This window comes from Micromonospora chokoriensis (assembly GCF_900091505.1).
Lineage (GTDB): Bacteria > Actinomycetota > Actinomycetes > Mycobacteriales > Micromonosporaceae > Micromonospora > Micromonospora chokoriensis.
In genome coordinates this window covers 1,531,941-1,552,378 of the sequence record NZ_LT607409.1, presented here as the reverse complement: position 1 = coordinate 1,552,378, position 20,438 = coordinate 1,531,941, and the positions used below count along the sequence as shown (strand labels likewise).

Annotated in this window: 23 protein-coding genes, 2 tRNA genes and 1 other RNA gene; 9 read left to right on the top strand and 17 right to left on the bottom strand. The window is 71.1% G+C overall.

Features of this window, described 5'->3' with window-relative positions; all coding sequences use genetic code 11:
• Positions 1-65: 65 nt before the first annotated feature.
• The 3 genes from GA0070612_RS07330 to GA0070612_RS07320 all read right to left on the bottom strand — a co-directional run bounded on the left by GA0070612_RS07330 (position 66) and on the right by GA0070612_RS07320 (position 2,951).
• Positions 66-1,727 carry an ABC transporter substrate-binding protein gene (locus GA0070612_RS07330; RefSeq protein ID WP_088987227.1) on the bottom strand — a complete coding sequence of 554 codons (1,662 nt, stop codon included), beginning with the start codon at positions 1,725-1,727 and terminating at the stop codon, positions 66-68.
• Between the two features lie 313 nt (positions 1,728-2,040).
• The gene (gene recR, locus GA0070612_RS07325) at positions 2,041-2,634 is read right to left on the bottom strand and encodes a recombination mediator RecR (RefSeq protein WP_088987226.1); all 594 of its coding nucleotides are present in this window, start codon (positions 2,632-2,634) and stop codon (positions 2,041-2,043) included.
• A gap of 8 nt (positions 2,635-2,642) precedes the next feature.
• Positions 2,643-2,951 (bottom strand): YbaB/EbfC family nucleoid-associated protein, encoded by a 309-nt coding sequence (locus tag GA0070612_RS07320; RefSeq protein WP_030489880.1) that lies wholly within the window; start codon positions 2,949-2,951, stop codon positions 2,643-2,645.
• 206 nt (positions 2,952-3,157) lie between these two features.
• Here GA0070612_RS07320 and GA0070612_RS07315 point away from each other — a divergent pair, with 206 nt between their 5' ends.
• Entirely contained in the window at positions 3,158-3,859 is a 702-nt protein-coding gene (locus GA0070612_RS07315) for a DUF998 domain-containing protein (protein WP_088987225.1), read from the top strand.
• Positions 3,860-3,908: 49 nt separating this feature from the next.
• On the opposite strand, the gene GA0070612_RS07310 is transcribed toward GA0070612_RS07315, so the two are convergent.
• A complete protein-coding gene (locus GA0070612_RS07310; protein ID WP_088987224.1) occupies positions 3,909-7,070 on the bottom strand; it encodes a DNA polymerase III subunit gamma and tau in 3,162 nt (1,053 codons plus the stop codon).
• A 313-nt stretch (positions 7,071-7,383) separates the two neighbouring features.
• Positions 7,384-7,473, bottom strand: an RNA gene (gene ffs / locus GA0070612_RS07305) — signal recognition particle sRNA small type.
• A gap of 82 nt (positions 7,474-7,555) precedes the next feature.
• On the opposite strand from ffs, the gene GA0070612_RS07300 reads away from it, so the two are divergent.
• Positions 7,556-7,640: transfer RNA gene (locus GA0070612_RS07300), tRNA-Ser, on the top strand.
• 71 nt (positions 7,641-7,711) lie between these two features.
• Here the strand turns inward: GA0070612_RS07300 and GA0070612_RS07295 are convergent.
• The 3 genes from GA0070612_RS07295 to GA0070612_RS07285 form a co-directional block, all read right to left on the bottom strand.
• Complete coding sequence (locus GA0070612_RS07295; protein WP_157742440.1) at positions 7,712-7,885, bottom strand: hypothetical protein; 174 nt, start codon at positions 7,883-7,885, stop codon at positions 7,712-7,714.
• A 196-nt stretch (positions 7,886-8,081) separates the two neighbouring features.
• Positions 8,082-8,513 (bottom strand): YbaB/EbfC family nucleoid-associated protein, encoded by a 432-nt coding sequence (locus tag GA0070612_RS07290; protein WP_088991332.1) that lies wholly within the window; start codon positions 8,511-8,513, stop codon positions 8,082-8,084.
• A gap of 200 nt (positions 8,514-8,713) precedes the next feature.
• Positions 8,714-8,956: a flavin reductase gene (locus GA0070612_RS07285; RefSeq protein WP_088987222.1), complete on the bottom strand. Its 243-nt coding sequence runs from the start codon at positions 8,954-8,956 to the stop codon at positions 8,714-8,716.
• Between the two features lie 208 nt (positions 8,957-9,164).
• Here GA0070612_RS07285 and GA0070612_RS07280 point away from each other — a divergent pair, with 208 nt between their 5' ends.
• Positions 9,165-9,932 (top strand): helix-turn-helix domain-containing protein, encoded by a 768-nt coding sequence (locus GA0070612_RS07280; protein ID WP_088987221.1) that lies wholly within the window; start codon positions 9,165-9,167, stop codon positions 9,930-9,932.
• A gap of 26 nt (positions 9,933-9,958) precedes the next feature.
• Positions 9,959-10,150: a DUF397 domain-containing protein gene (locus GA0070612_RS07275; protein ID WP_088991331.1), complete on the top strand. Its 192-nt coding sequence runs from the start codon at positions 9,959-9,961 to the stop codon at positions 10,148-10,150.
• Between the two features lie 181 nt (positions 10,151-10,331).
• Here the strand turns inward: GA0070612_RS07275 and GA0070612_RS07270 are convergent, their stop codons facing one another.
• Positions 10,332-10,964, bottom strand: a complete 633-nt coding sequence (locus GA0070612_RS07270; RefSeq protein WP_088987220.1) for a DUF1349 domain-containing protein — start codon at positions 10,962-10,964, stop codon at positions 10,332-10,334.
• A gap of 137 nt (positions 10,965-11,101) precedes the next feature.
• On the opposite strand from GA0070612_RS07270, the gene GA0070612_RS07265 reads away from it, so the two are divergent.
• A complete protein-coding gene (locus GA0070612_RS07265; RefSeq protein ID WP_088987219.1) occupies positions 11,102-11,656 on the top strand; it encodes a hypothetical protein in 555 nt (184 codons plus the stop codon).
• 92 nt (positions 11,657-11,748) lie between these two features.
• Positions 11,749-12,243 (top strand): thioredoxin domain-containing protein, encoded by a 495-nt coding sequence (locus tag GA0070612_RS07260; RefSeq protein ID WP_197699327.1) that lies wholly within the window; start codon positions 11,749-11,751, stop codon positions 12,241-12,243.
• Between the two features lie 203 nt (positions 12,244-12,446).
• On the opposite strand, the gene GA0070612_RS07255 is transcribed toward GA0070612_RS07260, so the two are convergent.
• Positions 12,447-12,533 (bottom strand) — tRNA-Ser (locus tag GA0070612_RS07255).
• Between the two features lie 75 nt (positions 12,534-12,608).
• On the opposite strand from GA0070612_RS07255, the gene deoD reads away from it, so the two are divergent.
• The gene (gene deoD / locus GA0070612_RS07250) at positions 12,609-13,316 is read left to right on the top strand and encodes a purine-nucleoside phosphorylase (protein WP_030328147.1); all 708 of its coding nucleotides are present in this window, start codon (positions 12,609-12,611) and stop codon (positions 13,314-13,316) included.
• A gap of 178 nt (positions 13,317-13,494) precedes the next feature.
• Here the strand turns inward: deoD and GA0070612_RS07245 are convergent, their stop codons facing one another.
• The 4 genes from GA0070612_RS07245 to GA0070612_RS07230 are packed head-to-tail and all read right to left on the bottom strand — an operon-like array spanning position 13,495 to position 17,004.
• Complete coding sequence (locus tag GA0070612_RS07245) at positions 13,495-14,709, bottom strand: ABC transporter permease (RefSeq protein WP_408630536.1); 1,215 nt, start codon at positions 14,707-14,709, stop codon at positions 13,495-13,497.
• Complete coding sequence (locus tag GA0070612_RS07240; protein WP_197699413.1) at positions 14,709-15,392, bottom strand: ABC transporter ATP-binding protein; 684 nt, start codon at positions 15,390-15,392, stop codon at positions 14,709-14,711. Before GA0070612_RS07240 ends, GA0070612_RS07245 begins: the two co-directional genes overlap by 1 nt.
• 8 nt (positions 15,393-15,400) lie before the next feature.
• On the bottom strand, positions 15,401-16,495 hold the full coding sequence (locus GA0070612_RS07235; RefSeq protein ID WP_088991329.1) for an efflux RND transporter periplasmic adaptor subunit: 1,095 nt from the start codon (positions 16,493-16,495) through the stop codon (positions 15,401-15,403).
• Positions 16,492-17,004, bottom strand: coding sequence for a hypothetical protein (locus GA0070612_RS07230; protein ID WP_231924493.1), 513 nt, complete (start codon positions 17,002-17,004; stop codon positions 16,492-16,494). Before GA0070612_RS07230 ends, GA0070612_RS07235 begins: the two co-directional genes overlap by 4 nt.
• Before the next feature lie 140 nt (positions 17,005-17,144).
• Here GA0070612_RS07230 and GA0070612_RS07225 point away from each other — a divergent pair, with 140 nt between their 5' ends.
• Positions 17,145-17,801 carry a response regulator transcription factor gene (locus tag GA0070612_RS07225; protein WP_197699326.1) on the top strand — a complete coding sequence of 219 codons (657 nt, stop codon included), beginning with the start codon at positions 17,145-17,147 and terminating at the stop codon, positions 17,799-17,801.
• Complete coding sequence (locus GA0070612_RS07220) at positions 17,798-18,952, top strand: sensor histidine kinase (RefSeq protein ID WP_088987214.1); 1,155 nt, start codon at positions 17,798-17,800, stop codon at positions 18,950-18,952. Before GA0070612_RS07225 ends, GA0070612_RS07220 begins: the two co-directional genes overlap by 4 nt.
• Before the next feature lie 11 nt (positions 18,953-18,963).
• Here the strand turns inward: GA0070612_RS07220 and GA0070612_RS07215 are convergent, their stop codons facing one another.
• From GA0070612_RS07215 to GA0070612_RS31790, 3 genes are all read right to left on the bottom strand, one after another.
• Entirely contained in the window at positions 18,964-19,410 is a 447-nt protein-coding gene (locus GA0070612_RS07215) for a nucleoside deaminase (protein ID WP_088991328.1), read from the bottom strand.
• A gap of 145 nt (positions 19,411-19,555) precedes the next feature.
• Positions 19,556-20,083: a tRNA adenosine deaminase-associated protein gene (locus GA0070612_RS07210; RefSeq protein WP_088987213.1), complete on the bottom strand. Its 528-nt coding sequence runs from the start codon at positions 20,081-20,083 to the stop codon at positions 19,556-19,558.
• A 115-nt stretch (positions 20,084-20,198) separates the two neighbouring features.
• Positions 20,199-20,366 carry a hypothetical protein gene (locus GA0070612_RS31790; protein ID WP_167393606.1) on the bottom strand — a complete coding sequence of 56 codons (168 nt, stop codon included), beginning with the start codon at positions 20,364-20,366 and terminating at the stop codon, positions 20,199-20,201.
• Between the last annotated feature and the right edge of the window lie 72 nt (positions 20,367-20,438).

Sequence of the window (20,438 nt, the reverse complement as noted above, 5' to 3'; positions counted from 1 at the left end):
GGAGGGTTACGGGCGGGCGCTGTGGACAGCGCCCGCCCGCGTTCCTTGCTGCGTCAGATCAGGACTTACTTGTACTCGGCGGTCGAGAACCGCTCGTCGGTGAGCGGGCTGGCCTTGACGCCGGTCACGTCCTTGCCGAACACGATCGCCGGCGGCGAGTGCGAGATCGGCACACCGGGCAGGAAGTCCATGACGGACTTGTTCAGGGCCTTGTACTTCTCGGTCCGGGCCGCGATGTCAGCGGTGGTGTCCGCGTCCTTGAACTGGTCGAACAGGGCCTTGTTGTTGAAGCCCCACTCGTCCTTCGGCCGGTCGAAGAAGGTGCCGATGAAGTTGTAGGCGTCGCCGTAGTCACCGGTCCAGCCCAGGAAGTGGATGTCGTGCTTGTTGCCCGAGGTGGTGGCGTTGAGGTAGTCCGGGCTCCACTTGAGCGGGATCGCCTCGATGGTGATGCCGACGGCCTTCAGGTCCGCCGAGAGCAGCTCGAAGATGTCCTTCGGGTTCGGCATGTACGGCCGGGTGACCTCGGTGGGGTAGTGGAACTTCAGCGTCAGGTTCGACGCGCCCGCCTCGGCCAGCAGCGCCTTCGCCTTGGCCGGGTCGTAGGTGTACTTCGTGACGTCGCCGTTCCAACCCTCGACGGTGTCCGGCATGAAGTTGTCGGCGACCTTGGCGCCCGGCGGCAGCTTGGAGGTGACCAGCTGCTGACGGTTCAGGGCGTACGCGATGGCCTGCCGGACGCGGATGTCGGCGAGCTTCGGGTTGCCCTTCTGGTTCATCGCCAGGTAGAGCACGTTGAACGCCGGCCGGGTGAGCATGTTGAAGCCCTCGGACTTCAGCGGCTCGACGTCGGCCGGGCCGACCAGGTCGTAGCCCTGGATGTCACCGGAGCGCAGCGCCTGCTTGCGGGCGTTCTCGTCCGAGATCGTCTTGAAGATGAGGCTCTTCAGCTTGGCCTTCGGGCCGGCGTAGTCGTCGTTGCGCTCCAGGGTGAGCGTCTTGTTGGCGACGTCCCAGGCCTTGAACTTGAACGGGCCGGTGCCGGTCGGGTGCGCCGTCGCGTACGCCGGGTACTTGATGTCCTCGGCGGTGCCGCCCACGTTGCTGGCGTCGAACTCCTGCAGCGCCTTCGGGCTGTGGATGGAGAACGAGGGGAGCATCAGCGCGGCCGGGATCTTGCTGGAGACCCGCGTGAAGGACAGGTCCACAGTGGTGGCGTCCTTGGCGGCGCAGGACTTGAAGAGGCTCGGCGGCAGCTCCGCGTCCTCGTTCTTGGCGAAGCCGCCCATGACGTCCTGCCAGTACGCGGTCACGTCCGGGCTCTGCATGAGGCCCTTGGCGTTGTACCAGCGGTTGAAGTTGACGCAGACGGCCTCGGCGTTGAAGTCGGTGCCGTCGTGGAACTTCACGCCCGAGCGGAGCTTGAAGGTCCAGGTGGTGCCCGCGGCGTCCGGGGTCCAGGACTCGGCCAGACCGGGGGTGACCTTCGTGCCACCCTCCTCCGGCCGGACCAGGGTCTCGAAGACCTGACGCGCCACGCGCAGCGACTCACCGTCGCTGGCGAAGCTCGGGTCGAGCACCTTCGGGTCTCCGGCGACGCCGAAGACGAGGGTGTCCTTCTTGCTACCGCCGGATTTGTCGTCGCGGTTGCTCTCGGCGCAGCCTGCTACCGCGAGGGCCGCGACCGCGACGGCCGCGATCGCGACCTTCGGCCTGGGTGCACGCATGTGTGCTTCACCTCGTCCTTGGGGGTACGGACAACGTGGTGACAGGGGTCACCGATGGCGGTGACCATAGCTCTCGTTACGTCCACCCGGAAACTGCCGGGTGGACGGTTGGTATCGGATCGTGCCTCAAACGCCGGTTGACTTTCGATTCGAAGGTAAACAGCCCTTCAAACCGATCAATCCGCACCCGCGATGCCAAACTGTTACGTCGAACAGCCCCGATGAGGGATCAAGTGTCAGATCAATTCCGGGCAGTGACGAAGCGATGGCCGACACCCCGAAGGGTGCCGGCCATCGGCGGTGAGTAAGGGATTCAGACCGCGCGGCGGCCCTCGAAGGCCCGACCGAGGGTGATCTCGTCGGCGTACTCCAGGTCGCCGCCGACCGGCAGCCCACTGGCCAGCCGGGTCACCGAGATGCCCATCGGCTTCACCATCAGCGCCAGGTAGGTGGCGGTCGCCTCGCCCTCGGTGTTCGGGTCGGTGGCCAGGATCAACTCCCGCACCGCGCCTCCGCCGAGCCGGATCAGCAGCTCCCGGATGCGCAGATTGTCCGGACCGATCCCCTCCAGCGGATTGATCGCACCGCCCAACACGTGGTAGCGACCGCGAAACTCACCGGTCCGCTCGATGGCCACCACGTCCTTGGGCTCCTCCACCACGCACAGCACCTCGTCGGTGCGGCGCGGGTCGCGGCAGATCCGGCACTGCTCGGACTCGGCCACGTTGTAGCAGATCGTGCAGAACCGCACCAGCTCCTTGACCTTGCGCAGGGCGCCGGCCAGCCGGTTGACGTCGGCAGGGTCCGCCGACAGGACGTGGAACGCGATCCGCTGAGCGCTCTTCGGGCCCACGCCCGGCAACCGACCCAGCTCGTCGATCAGGTCCTGGATGGCACCTTCGTACATCTGCCGGCTCAGAAACCGGGCAGGCCGAGGCCGCCCATGCCACCGGCGACCGGGCCCATCTTGCGCTCGGTCAGCTCGCGGGCCGCCTCGGCGGCGTTGTGCACAGCGGCGACGACCAGGTCCTCAAGGGTCTCCACGTCGTCCGCGTCGACAGCCTTCGGGTCGATCTTGATGGCCTTCAGCTCACCGGAGCCGGAGACGGTCGCCGTGACCAGCCCACCACCGGCGGTGCCGGTCAGCTCGGCCTCGGCCAGCTCGGCCTGGGCGGCGGCGATCTGCTGCTGCATCTTCTGCGCCTGCTTCAGCATCTGCTGCATGTTCGGCTGTCCACCTGGGCGCACGGATGGCTCCTTCTCGCACTCGTCTGCTCGGCCGCCGCCCAGCCTATCCGCTGGGACCGACCCTTCCCCGCCCGGTGCGTCCGCCCACGCCGGGCCTTCGCCGGGGGTACGGCTGGCACTACCCCGAACCGGCCATCTGCCCGTAGTGCGCCGCGAACCACCCACCTGGTCTGCTCACAGGTATGAATCTCAGTCGCTCCGGCCGGATCGGCGCGCTGTGCTGGGTCGCGGCCGCCCCGCTCTTCCTCGTCGCCAATCTGGTCACCGGTCTGCGGTGGCGCGACCCGACCTACAGCTGGGCCACCCACAACATCAGCGACCTCGGCAACGCGCACTGCGGCATCTGGGACACCAGCCGACCCCGCTACGTGTGCTCCCCCTGGCATCCGCTCATGAACGCCGCGACACTCACCACCGCCGCGCTGCTCGCCGTCGGAATCCTGCTGACCTGGCGGCTCCTCGGCCGCGGTGGCGTGGTGCGCGCGGCCCAGACGCTCCTGCTGCTGGCCGCCGGCGGGTATGCCCTGGCCGCCCTCCACCCGGCCGACGTCGACGAGAACCTGCACGTCCTCGGCGCATTCCTGATCATGGGCCTGGGCAACGTCGGTCTGCTCCTCGCCGGCTTCGCTCCGGGCACCACGACGCTCGGCCGGTGGCGACGCCTCACCCTCGCCGCCGGGATCATCGCCCTGGCCGCAACGGTGCTGTTCTTCGCCCAGCAGGGCGCCGGGATCGGCGTGGGCGGCATGGAACGAGCAGCCGTCCTGCCCCTCCCCCTCTGGACCTGCTGCCTGGGAGTCCTCCTAGCCGAAACCCCAACCCGCACCCCAGCCCCGGCCCCGGCCCTCACTCGCGTCGATCATGGAGTTGTGGTGCCCGAATAGAGGGCAGCATGGTGGTTTGTCCCCACCACAACTCCATGATCGACGGGGGTTAGCGGGCGTCGACCTCGTCGATCTTCTCGGCGCCGAAGGTCTCGCGGAGCAGCCGTACCGCCTGCTCTTCACTGGACTCCCGCGCGGTCTTCTCGTCGATGACCTCGTCCAACGGCTCGTCGCCCGGGTCGAAGCCCTCGTAGACCGGGGTCGCCGCCGGGGCCGCCCCACCTGGCCGACCACCGCGCGCCGCCGGACCGTCGAAGTCCGGGTCGTAGGGCGGCTCGCCCGCCCATTCGGCGTCCGCGATGGGCCGGGACACCGCGGGGGTACGCGTACCGCGCCCCGCCGCCGCCGCGCGCGCTGCGGCGATGGCGCTGCTCACCGGTGCGGCACCGGCTGACGCCGGCTGCCGGGCCGCCGGCGTCGGGTTGCCCCGCCCGCCCGCCGGACCACCACCGGTGGCCCCGCCGGAGCCGTTCGCCCCGATGCCATGAGCGCTACCGCTGCTCGCTGCGGTGGACCCAGCATCGAGTCCGGAGGCGTTTCCGGCCGACGCGCCGCCGGGGCGGGCGGCTTCCGGCCAGTCCTCGTCGTCCTTCGCCTCGGCGACGGGGGCACCGCCGCCGGGGAGCGCCGCCTCCGGCCAGTCGTCCTCGTCGTCGACCGCCGCCGTGGCCTGCGCGCCACCCTGCTGGCCCGCGCCGTGGCCGCCCTGCCCGCCACGCACAACCGCGCCTGCGGGCTGACCACCGGTAACGGCCGAACTCGTTGCGCCGGGCGGCGCGCCGGTCGGGCCGGTGGAAACCGGCGACGTCGGCGCACTCGCCGGTCGGCCAGCAGCCTCACGGTTCGGCGCGGCGCTCGGGCTCGACGCGGCATTCGGACCAGACGCGCCGCTCGGACCAGACGCGCCGCTCGGACCAGGCGTGCCGGTCGGACCAGACGCGCCGCTCGGACCAGACGCGCCGGTCGGACCAGCTGCGGCGCTCAGACCAGGCGTGCCGGTCGGACCAGACGCGGCGGTCGAGTGCGGTCCGGTATTCAGGTTCGGCCCGGTGCTCGGATTCGGCGCGGCGGACGGGTTGAGCCCGGCAGGCGGTGCACTCGTCGGGCCGGCGGCAGCGGTCGCGTTCGGCGCGGCGGGTGGCATGCTCGGCGGGCCGGCGGCAGCGGTCGCGTTCGGCGCGGCGGGTCGGGCCGGAGCGGCAGGCTGTGAGCGCTGCGGGCTGGACAACGACACGCCGCCGCGCTCACCGGCCACCTCGCACCGGATCTGCCAGCGCCCGCCCAACTCCTCGTAGAGCGCGTCGGTCAGCACCGCCGAGTGGTCGGCCATCATCTTGGCCAGCACTGTGGACTTCACCGTCAGTACCAGCATGTCGCCGTCGAGTTCGCGGACCACAGCGTCGCGCATCAGGGCGGCGATCCGCTTGTTGGTCCGGTTGACCTTGCCGACCACGTCAGGCCAGGCCCGGCGGACCGCGACCGCGTCCAGTGCGGCAGCCGGCGCACCCGGACGGGGCGGCACGGGGGTGGCCGGGTCGGGTAGCACCGCCGACGGCGGCACCACACGGCGCGGTGCCGACGAGCCCCCACCGGAGGCAGAGCCAGCCGAACCAGAGCCCGCCGCACCGGTGCCCGCCGCACCGGAGCCGGCTGGACCGGAGCCGGCTGGACCGTGGGCAGCAGAGCCGTGGCCAGCCGAACCAGAGCCGGCTGGACCGTGGGCAGCAGAGCCGTGGCCGGCCGGGGAGACCGGCCCGAGACCGGCGGTCGCCGCCGACGCACCGGGCGACGCCGGGTTCGGCGAATCGGCGGTCGGAGCGCCCGAGACCGGAGCGCCCGTGGTCGGGGCGCCCGAGACCGGAGCGCCCTGGGCAGCGGCGCTCCGGGTCGGGGACGCGGCCGGGTCGACATCCCACGGCGGTGCGGAGGTCGGGGCGTTGGCGGGTACGGGGTTGGCGGCAGCCGGAACCGGAGGGGCCTGCTGTGGGCGTACCCCTGGGGTGGTGGCCGGCGCGAAGCCGGCGGCGGCCGACGGCGCGTCGGTGCCGCTCAGGGTGAGCCGACGTTCCATCCGCTCCAGGCGCTGGAGCAGGCCGCCGGTGGAGTCGTCCACGCCGGGGAGCAGCATCCGGGCGCAGATCAACTCCAGCAGCAGGCGGGGCGCTGTGGTGCCACGCATCTCCACCAGGCCGTCGTGCACGATGTCGGCGCAGCGGGAGAGCGTGGCCGTGCCGAGTTGCGAGGCCTGGGCGGCCATCCGCTCGATCTGGTCGGCGGGACCGTCGATGAGGCCCTTCGCGGCGGCGTCCGGCACCTGCTGGATGACGATCAGGTCGCGGAGCCGCTCCAGCAGGTCGGCGGCGAACCGGCGCATGTCGTGCCCGGCCTCGGCGACCCGGTCGACGGTGGCGTACGCGGCCGCGCCGTCACCGGCGGCCAGCGCGTCGCACATCTCGTCGATCAGCGCGGAGTCGGTGACCCCGAGCAGCGACACGGCCCGGGCGTAGCTGACCCCCTCCGGGCCAGCGCCGGCGATGAGCTGGTCGAGTACGGAGAGGCTGTCCCGCATGCTGCCGCCACCGGCGCGCACCACGAGCGGGAAGACCGCCGGCTCGACGGCGACGCCCTCGGCCTGGGTGAGCTGCTCCAGGTACGGGCGGACCACCTTCGGCGGGAAGAGCCGGAACGGGTAGTGGTGGGTCCGCGACCGGATCGTGCCGAGGACCTTCTCCGGCTCGGTGGTGGCGAAGATGAACTTGACGTACTCCGGGGGCTCCTCGACCAGCTTGAGCAGGGCGTTGAAGCCCTGGGTCGAGACCATGTGCGCCTCGTCGATGATGTAGATCTTGAAGCGGCTGCTGGCCGGTGCGAAGAAGGCACGCTCACGCAGCTCACGGGCGTCGTCGACACCACCGTGGCTGGCCGCGTCGATCTCGATCACGTCAATCGAGCCGGCACCGTCGGCGGCCAACGAGCGGCAGGACGCGCACTTGCCGCACGGTTCGGGAGTGGGGCCCTGCTCACAGTTGAGCGAGCGGGCCATGATCCGGGCGCTGGTGGTCTTGCCGCAGCCACGAGGGCCGGAGAAGAGGTAGGCGTGGTTGAGCCGGCCGCTCCGCAGCGCCTGCGACAACGGCTCGGTCACGTGCTCCTGGCCGATGACCTCAGCGAAGGTCCGCGGCCGGTACTTGCGGTAGAGCGCCAGCGTCACTCGTCCCGCCTCCTCTCGACCGAGCCATTCTGCGCCGGTCGGGCGCGGACGACCACCCACCCCGCCGAACGCCCGAGGCTGCCGCGGGTCGCGCCGCACCCGATCGACCCGGCCAGCACCCGATCGACCCGGCCAGGGCTTGATCGACCCGGCCAGGGCTTGATCGACCCGGCCAGGGCTTGATCGACTCGGCCAGCGCCCGATCGACCCGGCCAGGGCTTGATCGACTCGGTTTCCTGGAAACCGCGGTGTCCGCGTGCCTGGGATGCCCCGACTTCACGAAACGCGTGTGGATCAACCGATCCACAGACGAAAAGGCCTCCCGTGCACCCGGCAGAGCTCGCTTATCCTTGCTGCCTTCCGGCCCTGGGGAGGTTCACGAGATACCGCCGCACGGGAGGTGCCGCCCAGCCTACCCGACCGCCCGTCGATCTTCAGGGGGTGGTGGGGTGGCCCGCCCGACGGGGGCCTGTATCCTGGCTCGCGGAGGATTCGCCTAGAGGCCTAGGGCGCACGCTTGGAAAGCGTGTTGGGTTAACACCCTCACGAGTTCGAATCTCGTATCCTCCGCTCGCCTGAGCAGCACCAACGTCAGGGCCGGCCCCAAAACGGGGACCGGCCCTGAGTCGTCTGCACGGGCGTCAGCCCACCACCTGGACGCCCTCCGCGCCCTGCCCGGAGAACCACGCCGCGAGCTCGACACCGCCGAGTGACCGCGACGTCCCCTCGTCGACGAGGACCGGGCCGACGACAGCACCCTTCGCGCCGTCGAGTTGGCAGCCGAACATCCGCGCGCCGCTCAACACCGTCGGCATGCTCGTACTGCCCAGCGTGCACCACCGCATGCTGGCCAACTCCAGGTCGGCGTCGCGCAGGTGTCCGCCCCAAGAAAATCGAGAAAATCACCAGAGAGGTACGCGGACGACGCCGCGAGCCACTCCTCAAGTGCGGCCCGAGCGTCCGGGCTGTCCGGCCAGCGGATCACGTCGTCGCTGGTCCGTCGATATCTGCTCACCGGCCGTGCTGGTCGTCCGCCCCGTCCACGGCGGGGTCGGCGGCGCGCAGTTGCTGCCCGACACGTTCGGCGATCGCCCGTGCGGCGGGTGAATCGGTGCCCAGGGTTTCGCCGATGATCTCCTGCGCCCGGTCGGCCAGCTGCCGCTTGGCCACACCGATCGTGTTCATGATCGTCCTGGCGACGACGTCCGGTGCGACCCGCTGGATCCGCTGACCCAGTTGCAGGTCGACCAACGCGCCCACCGAGTCGACGGTGACCTCCACCAGCCCGTTGCCGTCGGCAACCGTCACCCGTAACGCCTGGATGCGGTCACTCATCGCGTCGGTGGCGGTCGCGAGCTGGTCGAGGCGACCTTTCCACTCCGCGAGCCGGTCCATCGCGCCGTCCGGGTCCAGCAGCCCCGCCGTGTTGGGAACCTCGGCCATCATGTGTCCCCTCGGTCGCTCAAGGTGATCATGTTCAGCGTGGGAGATTAACACGAGCCACCCTCACGACAGTCCAGGTGAGACACCGGGAGCGGGCACCCCGACACCCCTTTCGGCCGCGGCGCGCCCCGGCCCCCGACACCCCTCCAGCGCGCCCAGGCGCCCGAATCGCTCCAGCGCGCCCGGGCCCCCGACAGCCTTCAGCCGCGGGCGCGCGTCCAGGAGAGGAAGCGTTCGGTCAGGCGGGCCGGGTCGACCTCGGCGAGCTGCGCGCTGGCCTCGGCCTGGAGCGTCGCAAGGTAGATGGTCAACGCGAGTCGGTCACGCCGGTACTCGCCGAGCAGTCGGAGCTTCGCCGCCGAGCAGGGCCAGGCGATGCCGCACGCCGCGCAGCGCCAGGTGGGGCGGGTCGGTAGGTGGTTGCGGTACCGGCGGCGGGGCATGGGCGGGGCCTCCTTCGGCGCTGGACAGGTGCCGCCCCGTCGCCCTGACCGGGAGGTGGGGCGGCACCCGGACTGACGCCGACCGCCGGGCTCCTGCGCCTCCACCGGCCACGCCGTCTTCTGCGAACCACCCTCTGGCGCGTCACCGGACAAGCACACCCCGTAACGATATGGTTTTCAGATATTCGAGACATCCGATGGAGGGACCGTGAACGACGCACTTCGGGTGGCGCTCAGCGACACCGGGTACAGCATCGAATCCCTCGCCGAGACCGTCGGCGTCGACCCGAAGACCGTGGGGCGTTGGTTGACCGAGGGCCGCATCCCGCATCCTCGGCACCGCTTGGCGGCAGCGGAAGCCCTCCACAAGGACGTGTCGGACATCTGGCCGGACACTTCAAGACGTCGTGACCCCATTTGGTTTCGTCCGTGGCAGGAGATCGAGCGCGAGGCGGTGTCGCTTCGCTGGTTCGAGTCGACGGTCCTGCCGGGCTTGCTCCAGACCGAGGCGTACGCCCGTGCGGTGTTGGTCGGCGCGGGCCTGATCCCCCGGGGTGACGTCGAGCGGCACCTCGCCGTCCGACTCGGTCGCCAGGGTGTCCTCAGGCGGGACGACCCACCGCAGTTCACGGCGGTCGTCGACGAGGCGGTCATCCGTCGCCCGGTGGGCGGCGGGTCGACGATGCGCGAGCAGTTGTTGGCAGTGGCGGCGGCGTGTGCCGAGCCGCACATCCGGGTGCACGTCGTGCCCAGCACGGTCGGCGCGTACGCCGGGCTGAACGGGCCGTTCGTGATCGCGCACAGCGACGACCACCGGGTCGCCGGTTACCTGGACAACCAACTCCAGGGGCAAGTGGCTAGCGACCCGGACGACATCGCGGCCATGATGGCGGCGTGGGAGAACGTGCGCGGGGAGGCGCTGTCCCACCGGCAGTCGGTCGATCTCATCTCGGAGGTGGCGGAGTCATGGAGCTGAGCGGAGTCATGGGGTTCAACGGCGTCATGGAGCTGGGCGGCGCCCGATGGCGCAAGAGCAGCCGCAGCAGCGGCAACGGCGGCGCATGCGTCGAGGTCGCCGACAACCTGCCCGGCGTCGTCGGCGTACGCGATTCCAAGGACCCGGCCGGCCCGGCGCTCACCTTCACGCCGACGGCGTGGCGCGCGTTCGTCACCGGGCTGGCTCCGCGCGCCTGACCAGGACACGCTCGGGAGCCCACTGGCACGCGGTGGAGGGGCCTTGCGCCTGCGATTCGAGCATCGTGACACCGAGACGCACGCGGACATCGCCGACCGTGTGACCCACGCCAACTGAGACGCCGACACCCGGCGGTCGTACACATGTTCTATCCACAGGCCGTGGACGGCGGCTCGATCCTCAGGAGCCGTCGCGGAGGTCGGCCAGGCGCCCGGGCCGGAAGCTGATGTCGTCGAAGCTCACGTCGCACCCCTCGCCGGTCGGTGACTGACCGGCGAAGCCGATCCGGTCGTGTGCCGTGTCGCCGTCGAAGCTGAACACGCGGATCAACTGCCAGGTCCTGCCGTCGAGCGAGGCGTGGTAGGCGTAGACGCGGCCGATTCGCGAGACCCGCAACCACACCGACCGGTCGGCCACGACGAAGGCGTTCGCGTCGTCGGCGACACCCCGGCAGATGACGGACACGATCATGGGCTCGGCCTCGGGTGAGAACTCGAAGCACAACTTGCCCCAGCACCGCTCGTCCCGCCAGATCAGGAGCACCCCGGCGTCGAAGGTCGCGGCGAAGGCCACGGTGACCCGGGCACTGAACTGGAAGTCCCCCTCTGGCGGCAGGTCGCCGAGCAGCGTCGCCGCGTTGAGGACGGGCGCCGGGGCATCCTGGCCCGCGCCGCCACTCGGGTCGATGAAGATGTCAGTGCGCGGCTGCGCCGACACCGTCACCGCACCGGCCGCCTCGTCCACCCGCCAGAGCCCTTCGGGCGACGGCACGAGCGGGGACGGCATACCGGGGACGATCAACTGGTCAGCCATGACCAGGACCGTACAACGGGTCCCGGCAGGAAATCTGCCGCCGCCGGGCGGGTACGGTCCGGGGATCGACGCCGGTCCAGCCCGGAACCCGTCGTACACATGTTCTATCCACAGGCTGTGGACGGCGGAGGGACTCGATGGCATACCAGCTCAGCGCGGTGGTCGCGGACGTCGAACTGCTCCGCGAGCAGACCGCCGAGCTGGATCACGCGGTCCTCGGGGAGCTGCGCCAGGATTTCGGGCTGCTGCCGGTCACCCCGCAGTTGGTGGTGGAGCTGACCGGGTCGCTGCCGGATTTCGCGACGGACGACCGCAGCGCCGAGCATCCGTTCGGCCTGGTGTTGTCGCCGGCGCTCGTCGAGTCGCTGGCCCGGTGGTCGGAGTCGGGGCCGGTGGCCTACCTGGAGGCGGAGTTCGGCGGTGGCGCCGGTTACCAGTCGGCGGCGGTGTGGCTGGGCGGGGCGCTGACCTGGGGGCCACGCTTCGACGACGAGTTGGACACGTCGCGCGAACAGTGGCCGATCAACGGCGCGCTGGCCCGCCTCGGCGCCGAGCCCGGCGATTGGATCGACCCGTTCGCCGAACTGGGGTTGCACGTGGAGCGCAACACCGAGGGTTGGCTGGCGCACGGGCGTCGTCGGCTCAGCGCCGACTACTGGGATGAGCTGGTCGAACAGTGGGAAAACCAGTAATCCGGCTGCCGCCAGCAACCTGAGCGCCCCCGTTCCGTTGGGGACTGGGGGATTCCATGAAATTGCGACAATTTGCCTTTATCGCCACGCTGATGACGGCTGCCTCGATCGCAGGCAGTGGCGTACCGCCGACCGGGTCCATCCCGGACGGTCGGCCCGCCGGCAGCGTGGAGATCATCGACCTGAACGGCCTGCGCAACATCGAGTTCGGCGACACCGAGGACGAGCTGACCCGACGCGGCATCCTGCGTACCAGCCTGGATTCCTGCGGGCCGATGCTCGTCGGCCACGACACGGTCAGCCCGGTCTTCATGGAGGACAGACTGGTGCTGCTCTGGGTCGGGGATCCAATGCGGACACCCGAGGGCATCACCGCGGGCTCGCCCGTCGACCAGGTCTGGGCGCGCTACCCGGAGGTGACCCGGCTCGCTGCTCCACAGGGGACACATCGCCTGGACGGGCTGCTCGCCCGCAGCGGCGACCGCGCGTACCTGTTCCTGCACGACGGGCGCACGGTCCGAAAAACCATCGCCGGGTACGCGGACTGGGCCCGCCGCCTCTTCGACGAAGGCACCGGCCCCTGCTGAGCGGCCCGGATCGATCAGCCCGACGTGAGGTCGGCGGGCAGTCGCACCCGCCGGCACCGACGACCACCTCACACCTGGGCCGGTTGGGGGAAATAACGCCTTGCGTACCCCGTATCCCGTTTCGCCGGGCGTGTGGCGTAACTCCGAAACGGGAAAGCCCGGCCGATCCTCGCGGATCGACCGGGCTTTCCCGCACTACAGAGCGGTGGCGGAGGGATTTGAACCCTCGGAGGGCGTTAACCCTCACACGCTTTCGAGGCGTGCTCCTTAGGCCGCTCGGACACGCCACCGCCGACGAGGGTACAGGACCGTTGGTTCGGACGCCGAACCGGTATCGCCCCGGCCGGCCTGGCAGGATCTTTGCCATGAGTACGCACATCGGCGCGAAGCCGGGCGAGATCGCCGAGCGGGTCCTGATGCCGGGTGACCCCCTGCGGGCCAAGTGGATCGCGGAGACCTACCTCGAGGGCGCCACCTGCTACTCGACGGTTCGGGGCATGCTGGGTTTCACCGGCCGCTGGAACGGCGTCGAGGTTTCCGTCCAGGGCTCCGGCATGGGCATGCCGTCGGCCTCCATCTACGCCCACGAGCTGATCAACGAGTACGGCGTGAAGACGCTGATCCGGGTCGGCTCCTGCGGCGCCCTCAGCACTGACCTGCAACTGCGGGACGTGGTGGCGGCGATCGGGTCGTCCACCGACTCGAACATGAACCGGATGCGCTTCGACGGGCTGATCGACTACGCCCCGGTGGCGGACTTCGGGCTGCTGCGTACCTCGGTCGAGGTGGCCGAGCGGCGCGGCATCAGCATGCACGTCGGGCCGATCCTGGCGGCGGACGCCTTCTACACCGACCGGCCGGACCTCTACGACACCCTCGCCGACTACGGCGTGCTGGCGGTGGAGATGGAGTCGGCGGCGCTCTACACGATCGCGGCCCGGTTCAAGGCCCGCGCGTTGACGGTGCTGACGGTCAGCGACCACATCAAGACCGGCGAGAAGACCACGTCGGAGGAGCGCGAGCAGACCTTCAGCCAGATGGTCGAGATCGCCCTCGACACGATCATCGCCTGATCCGTTTCGGCGGGGGGCGGCTTCACTGCCGAGAGCGGTATGACTCAGAGGTATAAACATGACTCTGAGTCATACCGCTCATTCGCAACAGGCCCGCCCAGGCGGACCACAGGCCGGGCGGCCCAGGCGGACCACGGACCGGGCGGCCCAAGCGCGGCGGCAACCAGGTCGAGCAGCCTCAGACGGCGGCCAGCGCCTCGGTCGGCGCGAGGCGGGCGGCGCGCACCGCCGGGTAGAGGCCCGCGAGGCCGCCGATGACCAGTGTCGCGCCGACGCCGCCGAGCGTCGCCCAGGCCGGCACCACTGTCGGCCAGCCCTGGGACACCGCGTATCCCGAGGTGACCAGGATCCCCAGCACCACCCCGCCGGTCCCACCGAGCGCGGAGAGCAGCAGCGACTCGGCGAGGAACTGGGTGCGTACCTGACCCCGGGTCGCTCCGAGCGACCGGCGCAGGCCGATCTCGGCCCGCCGTTCCAGCACCGAGATCACCATGGTGTTCGCCACGCCGACCCCGCCGACCAGCAGTGCGACAGCGCCCAGGCCCAACAGCAGACCGGTGAACGCGTCGTCGGTCGCCTGGGCGGCGGCCAGCGCGTCCGAGGGCCGGGACACCTCGACCTCGTTCGGCGCCTCCGGGTTCGCGGTCGCGCCGAGCACCGACCGGACGGCGTCGACCTGCGACTCCTGTACCCGGGTGTAGACGGTGGTCGGGTGGCCGTCGAAGCCCAGATACTGCGTCGCGGCCGTCCAGCCGATCAGTGCCGAGGTGTCCAGTTCCGGGGCGAGTGGTGCGGCGGCGAGGGTGCCGACGACAGTGAACGGTCGCCCGCCGAGCCACACCTGCACCTGCGGGTCCGCCGTGGTGATCCCGAGCCGCTGCGCGGCGGTGGCGCCGAGCACGACCGCCGGGTAGCGTGCCGTCGCCTCGTTGAGCCAGGTACCGGTGGCCAGTTCGGCACCGACGGTGGCGAGCAGGTCCAGCCGGGCCGCCCGGGTGGCGATGCCACCGGTCTCCGCCGCCGGAATCCGGTCCGAGCGGTAGACCTTGGCGTCGAAGACCTGCCCGGTCGCCGACACGTCGGTCACCGGGCCGATCCGCCCGATCATCGCGATCGACTCCTCGGGCAGTTGCGCGTCCGTGCCGAACAGGGTGTTACCCGGCTCGACGGTGAGGAGGTTGGTGCCGAGGGCGTCCAGTGCGCGGTCCAACTCGGCCCGGGACGACGAGGAGATGCCGACGACCGCGATCATCGCGGCGATGCCGATCGCGATGCCCAGCGCGGAGAGGAACGCCCGCAGCGGACGGGTGCGCAGACCCACCCCGCCGACGCGCAGGATGTCCGCCGGTCCCATCCGGGCCGGGGTGAGCCGGGCCTGGTGCAGCGCCGCCATCAGCCGACCCCGCCCGGCGTGAAGGCCGAGTCGTGCCGCACCGCGCCGTCGCGCATCCGTACCTGCCGGGGCAGACTTTCGGCGATCTCCCGGTCATGGGTGATCACCACAACGGTGGTGCCCGCCCGGTGCAGGTCATGCAGCAACTCCAACACCCCCGCCCCGGAGCTGGAGTCGAGGTTGCCGGTCGGCTCGTCGGCGAGCAGCACCGCCGGCTCGCCGACCACCGCGCGGGCCACGGCCACCCGCTGCCGTTCGCCGCCGGACAGTTCGTGCGGCCGGTGCCGCAACCGGTGGCCCAGGCCGACCCGGACCAGCGCGGCCTCCGCGCGTTCGCGCCGCCTCCTGCGGGGTACGCCGGAGTAGAGCAACCCGTCGGCCACGTTGTCCAGGACCGGGACACCGGGAGCCAGGTGGAACTGCTGGAAGACGAAGCCGATCCGGGTGGCCCGCAACGCCGACAGCTCCCGGTCGCTCAGTTTCGCCGCGTCGTACCCGTCGACGTGCACGGTGCCCGACGACGGGCGGTCCAGGATGCCGATCAGGTGCAGCATTGTCGACTTGCCCGACCCGGACGGGCCGACGATCGCCACCAACTCGCCGTGGCCGACCCGCAGTGACACGTCGTCCAGTGCGACGACGTCACCGGCGTACCTCTTGCTGACCCGGTCGAGCACGATCACCTCGCCGGTCACGTCGGCACCACCACCGTCATGCCCTCGGCGACGCCCGCGCCGTCGACCTCCACCCGACCGTCGGCGAACAGCCCGGTCGTCACCGCGAGGATCCGACTGGCGCCACCCTCGGCGACCTGGACGCCATAACCGCCCTCCGCGAGCGCCAGCAGCGCCGCCACCGGCACGGTGAGCACGTCGCGGCGCTCCGCGACGGTGAACGTGACATCGGCGCTGGCCTGGTCGAAGCCGGTGAGGGCCTTCGGGTCGGTCACCGCGACCGTCACCTCGATCGTCGTCTCGGTGTCGCCGGACTGCCCGTTGGCACCGTCCGTGCCCGGCTGGACGACCGTCTCGACAGTGCTGACGGTGCCGTCCACCGTCTGTCCGTCCGGCAGCTTCACGGCGACCTTCGCGTCCCGCTTGGCCAGCCGCTGGTCGTCCATGTCCAGTTCGACGGTGACCACGCGGTCGGTGCCGGTGTAGGTGAGCACCGCCTGGCCGGGCTGGGTGAGATCGCCGACGTCGGCCTGGTGGCTCTCCACCCGGAGCTCCCGGTCGGCGTACACGACCCGACCCGGCTCGACCCGACCGGTCTCGGCCAGCCCGAGGTCCTCCTGCCACTCCCGCACGGCGTCGGCGGTGCTGCCGGTGTACTCGTCGTCGACAGTGAAACCGGTGTAGCCCAGCGCCTTGAGGTTCCGCTCGAACTGCGCGACGTCGGCGCCCTCCATCCCGGGAGCGAGAGTCCGGTACGCGGGCAGCCCGCCGTAGAGGAGCACCACCTCCTCGTTGTCGACCAGGTAGAGCGGCTTACCCCGCCGCACCGTCGACCCGGTCGCCGCCAGCGCGGTGACGGTGCCGCTGAGCTTCGCCGTGGCGGTGCGTGGCGTGCCGTACCCCAGGTGGCCGTCGGCGGTTTCCGAGTCGGCGAGGGTCTGCCTGGTGACGGCGGCGGTGGCCGGTGCCGTGGTGCCGGCCCGGGCCTGGTCGCGTCCGGCGTCGCCGCCGCCGAAGCCCACCGCGGCGATCACGCCCACGGCGGCGACCAGCAGAACGATGCCCCCGCTGACGGCGGCCCGCAGCCACGGACGTCGGGTGGTGCCGGTCACCGGCCACCCCCGAACTGCGGTGCGTGCTGCCGGCACTTCTCCATTGCGGCCTTCATGGCCGGATCACCGATGTTGATCGCCTTGTCCCCGGTTCCGATCCGAACCCGTCCGTCGGCGTCCGGGTCCGGGAAGTCCGGCACCCCGTTCTCCCGCATGCACTTGGCCATGGCGCGCATCTGCTCGGCCTGCTCGGGGTTGAGCTGCGGCCCCTGCCCGCCGTTGGGCAGCTTGTCCTGGCACTTCTCCATGGCGGCCTGGACCTTCTGCTGATCCACGTCCGCACCGAGCCGGAAACCGGGACGGCCACCCGGCTCCGGGTCGGGCATGTCCACCCCGTTCTCGCGCATGCACCGGGCGAAGGCGAGTTGCCGGTCCGAGTCACCGACCGGCGCGCCGCTCGTCGTGGCCTCGGTCTTCGCTCCACCGGCGGTCGCGACCCCGCCGCCGTCGTCGCCTCCCGCGCCGCAACCAGCAAGCGCCAGGGCGAGCAGGACGGGAATCGCGAGCATCTGTCGTCGCATCGTGTCCGCTTCCGCTCAGGTCCGGCGCGGTCCGCCGAACGTGACCCCAGTGCACGGCAGCGGACGTATCCCCGGCGTTACCGTCGGCGGTTATGCCGGCGTTACCGCACCCCGAGCACCATGGAGGGGTGAGAGTGCTGGTGGTCGAGGACGAGACCGTGCTGGCGGACGCCATCGCCGAGTGGCTGCGTCGGGAGTCGTTCGCTGTCGACGTGGCGTACGACGGGGACGCCGCGTTGGAGCGGCTGGGTGTCAACGAGTACGCCGTGGTGGTCCTGGACCGGGACCTGCCGGTGGTGCACGGCGACGACGTGTGCCGGGCGATCGTCGACGCGGGTGGGGAGACCCGGGTGCTGATGCTGACCGCCGCGGCGGCGGTCCGGGAGCGGGTGGCGGGGTTGGCGCTCGGCGCGGACGACTACCTGACGAAGCCGTTCGCCCTGGTGGAGCTGTCGGCCCGGGTGCATGCGCTGACCCGGCGGGCCCGCCCGGCGACGCCGCCGACGCTGCGTCGCGCCGGCATCCAGCTCGACCCGGCCCGCCACGAGGTACGCCGGGACGACCGGCACGTCCCGCTGTCCCGCAAGGAGTTCGCGGTGCTGGCCGAGCTGCTGCGCGCCGACGGGGCTGTGGTCTCCGCCGAGGACCTGCTGGAACGCGCCTGGGACGAGCACATCGACCCGTTCACCAACGTGGTCCGGGTGACCGTGATGAAGCTGCGCCGCAAGCTCGGCGACCCGCCGGTGATCGAGACGATTCCCGGGGCGGGGTACCAGATCCGATGAAACGGCTCACGATCCGTGCCCGGCTCACCCTCATCTACGGCGGGCTCTTCCTGTTGGCCGGCGTGGTCCTGCTCGCCGTTACGTACGTGCTGGTGGATCAGCGGATGCCGCAGCCGTTCGGGGTGAGCCTGCGCGACCTGCCGAAGACCTCTCCCACGACGCCCAGCGGTCAGAACGTCGACAACCTGCGCGGTCTGTTGCAGGAGGTGCAGGACGAGGCGAAGCGCAACGCGTTGGAGTCGCTGCTCACCCAGGGCGGCATCGCGTTGATCGTGGTGTCGACGGTGGCGATCGCATTCGGCTGGCTGCTCGCGGGTCGGGCGTTGCAACCCCTGCTCCAGATCACCGGCACGGCCCGCCGGATCGCCGGCGCGGACACCGCCGGCCGTGGTCTGCACGAGCGGATCGCGCTCACCGGCCCTGCCGACGAGGTACGCGAACTCGCCGACACGTTCGACGAGATGCTGGAACGGCTGGACCGCTCCTTCGACGGGCAGCGCCGGTTCGTGGCGAACGCCTCGCACGAGCTGCGTACCCCGCTGGCGCTCAACCGCGCCCTGGTGGAGCTGGCCATCACCCGCCCGGACGCCTCGGCGGAGACCCGGCAACTGGGCGAGTCGCTGCTGGCGGTCAACGAGAGGCACGAGCGGCTGATCGACGGCCTGTTGACACTGGCCGACTCGGAGAACGAGCTGACCGAGCGTACGCCGGTCGACCTGGCGGAGGTCTGCGCGCACCTGACCGACCAGGCCGGGAAGCAGTCACCCGACGTGACGGTGCGGCGGGCCCTGGAGTCCGCGCCGACCAGCGGCGACCCGGTGCTGTTGGAGCGGCTCACGTTCAATCTGGTGGAGAACGCGTTGCGCCACAATGTGCCCGCTGACGGGTGGGTGGAGGTGCGGACCGGGCTGGTCGACGGGCGGCCCACCCTGACGGTGAGCAACACCGGCCCGGTCATCGCCGGCTACGACGTCGAGACGATGTTCCAACCGTTCCGTCGGCTGTCCCGGGAGCGGGTCGCCGGTACGCGTGGCTTCGGGTTGGGGTTGTCCATCGTCCGCGCGGTGGCCCGGGCCCACGGCGGCACCGCCGAGGCGCAGCCCCGAGCAGCCGGCGGCCTGATCGTCACGGTCACGCTTCCACCGGCCTGACCGGAGTGGGCTCAGCGGAAGAAGGCGCGCAGCACCGCGGACGTCTCGGCCTCCAGCACCCCGCCGTAGACCTCGGGGCGGTGGTTGAGTCGACGGTCGCGCAGGACGTCCCAGAGTGACCCGGCCGCGCCGGTCTTCGGCTCCCACGCCCCGAAGACGACCGTGGAGACCCGGGCCAGCACCAGAGCGCCCGCGCACATGGTGCACGGTTCGAGGGTCACCACGAGGGTGCAGCCGTCCAACCGCCACCGGCCGGTCCGCTCGGCAGCCCGCCGTAGGGCCAGCACCTCGGCGTGGGCGGTCGGGTCGCCGGTCAGCTCCCGCTCGTTGCGTCCGACGGCCACCTCCCTGCCGTCCGGCCCGTAGAGCACCGCGCCGACCGGCACGTCGTCCACGTCCGTGCTGCCGGCGGCGGAGCCTGCGGGGCTGGTGACGGCGACCTCCAGCGCGCGGCGCATCCACAGCTCGTGCCGCTGCCGTCGCCCGACCTCACCCAGATCGGCGAGGCCCTCGTGGGCGCCGGGCCCGGCCCGGCCCACCGCGCCGGGAGTGGGTTGCCCCGGCCGGATCGACTCCAGCGAAGGATCCGTGGCGTCGGCCGGCTCAGACCTCACGCAGCTCCTCGACCTCGTCCGCGCAGCCGAGGACCTGGCAGATCTCGGCGGTGACGTCCGCCGGCATCATCCCCTCGTGCGCGCACAGGGTCAGCAGCTTCTGCGCGGAGATGCCCAGGTTGGCCAGCAGGTCGGCATCACCGACCGGGTCGGCCTCCGGGTCGACGACGGGCTGCTCGCTCTCGTCGTCGCCGGTGCTCGTCGGGCGTGGCTCCTCGTCGCCGTCGAGCCCGGTGACCGAGGTCTTCAGGTCACCGACCAGCAGCGCACCGAGCTGGGACTCCTCGGCGTACGCGGAATCCGAACCGAACACCCGCAGGTCCTCGCCTTCGTCGAGACGAAGGACGACCAGATACGCGTCATCCGCCTCGACGAAGAGCAGCGACACGTCGGCCTCCTGGTCGACGTCCCGCAGCCGGTCGGCGACCTCGTCGATGTCGGTGGCGCCACGCAGGCTGACCTCGGCGGCGGTCCAGCCACTGTCGTCGCGCACCACGGCCGCAGCGAAGTACGACACGGTCCCCCCAATAGCCCCTCGGCACAGCGCCGACTCGTTACGCGTGCACGTTAGCCGGTCAGGTCGGCGGGCGACCGGTCAACGCCCCGAAGGGCCGGTCAAACCTGTCAAAGGATCAGCCGGTGACCCGACGGCGGGTGGCGATGAGCTGGCGCAGACGTTCGGTGCGCTGCCGCTGGGGTCGGCTGCGCTGACGGACCGCGCGGGCACCCGCCAACTCGGCCAACAACTGGAGGCGGCGGCGGCTGCGATCGGGGTCCTGTCGCGGGGTGGTCCAGGCCATGATGCCGAGCGTGCCGAGTCTCGGCGGCCACGTCAAGACGGCGTTCGCTGAGCAGCCAACCGGGCACACCGC

Bases quoted from the DNA above. Each gene is read 5' to 3' on its own strand.
- GA0070612_RS07330 (WP_088987227.1), bottom strand. From the start codon at position 1,727: ATGCGTGCACCCAGGCCGAAGGTCGCGATCGCGGCCGTCGCGGTCGCG.
- recR (WP_088987226.1), bottom strand. From the start codon at position 2,634: ATGTACGAAGGTGCCATCCAGGACCTGATCGACGAGCTGGGTCGGTTG.
- GA0070612_RS07320 (WP_030489880.1), bottom strand. From the start codon at position 2,951: ATGCAGCAGATGCTGAAGCAGGCGCAGAAGATGCAGCAGCAGATCGCC.
- GA0070612_RS07315 (WP_088987225.1), top strand. From the start codon at position 3,158: ATGAATCTCAGTCGCTCCGGCCGGATCGGCGCGCTGTGCTGGGTCGCG.
- GA0070612_RS07295 (WP_157742440.1), bottom strand. From the start codon at position 7,885: ATGCCGACGGTGTTGAGCGGCGCGCGGATGTTCGGCTGCCAACTCGAC.
- GA0070612_RS07290 (WP_088991332.1), bottom strand. From the start codon at position 8,513: ATGGCCGAGGTTCCCAACACGGCGGGGCTGCTGGACCCGGACGGCGCG.
- GA0070612_RS07285 (WP_088987222.1), bottom strand. From the start codon at position 8,956: ATGCCCCGCCGCCGGTACCGCAACCACCTACCGACCCGCCCCACCTGG.
- GA0070612_RS07275 (WP_088991331.1), top strand. From the start codon at position 9,959: ATGGAGCTGGGCGGCGCCCGATGGCGCAAGAGCAGCCGCAGCAGCGGC.
- GA0070612_RS07270 (WP_088987220.1), bottom strand. From the start codon at position 10,964: ATGGCTGACCAGTTGATCGTCCCCGGTATGCCGTCCCCGCTCGTGCCG.
- GA0070612_RS07265 (WP_088987219.1), top strand. From the start codon at position 11,102: ATGGCATACCAGCTCAGCGCGGTGGTCGCGGACGTCGAACTGCTCCGC.
- GA0070612_RS07260 (WP_197699327.1), top strand. From the start codon at position 11,749: ATGACGGCTGCCTCGATCGCAGGCAGTGGCGTACCGCCGACCGGGTCC.
- deoD (WP_030328147.1), top strand. From the start codon at position 12,609: ATGAGTACGCACATCGGCGCGAAGCCGGGCGAGATCGCCGAGCGGGTC.
- GA0070612_RS07245 (WP_408630536.1), bottom strand. From the start codon at position 14,709: ATGGCGGCGCTGCACCAGGCCCGGCTCACCCCGGCCCGGATGGGACCG.
- GA0070612_RS07230 (WP_231924493.1), bottom strand. From the start codon at position 17,004: ATGCTCGCGATTCCCGTCCTGCTCGCCCTGGCGCTTGCTGGTTGCGGC.
- GA0070612_RS07220 (WP_088987214.1), top strand. From the start codon at position 17,798: ATGAAACGGCTCACGATCCGTGCCCGGCTCACCCTCATCTACGGCGGG.
- GA0070612_RS07215 (WP_088991328.1), bottom strand. From the start codon at position 19,410: ATGCGCCGCGCGCTGGAGGTCGCCGTCACCAGCCCCGCAGGCTCCGCC.
- GA0070612_RS31790 (WP_167393606.1), bottom strand. From the start codon at position 20,366: ATGGCCTGGACCACCCCGCGACAGGACCCCGATCGCAGCCGCCGCCGC.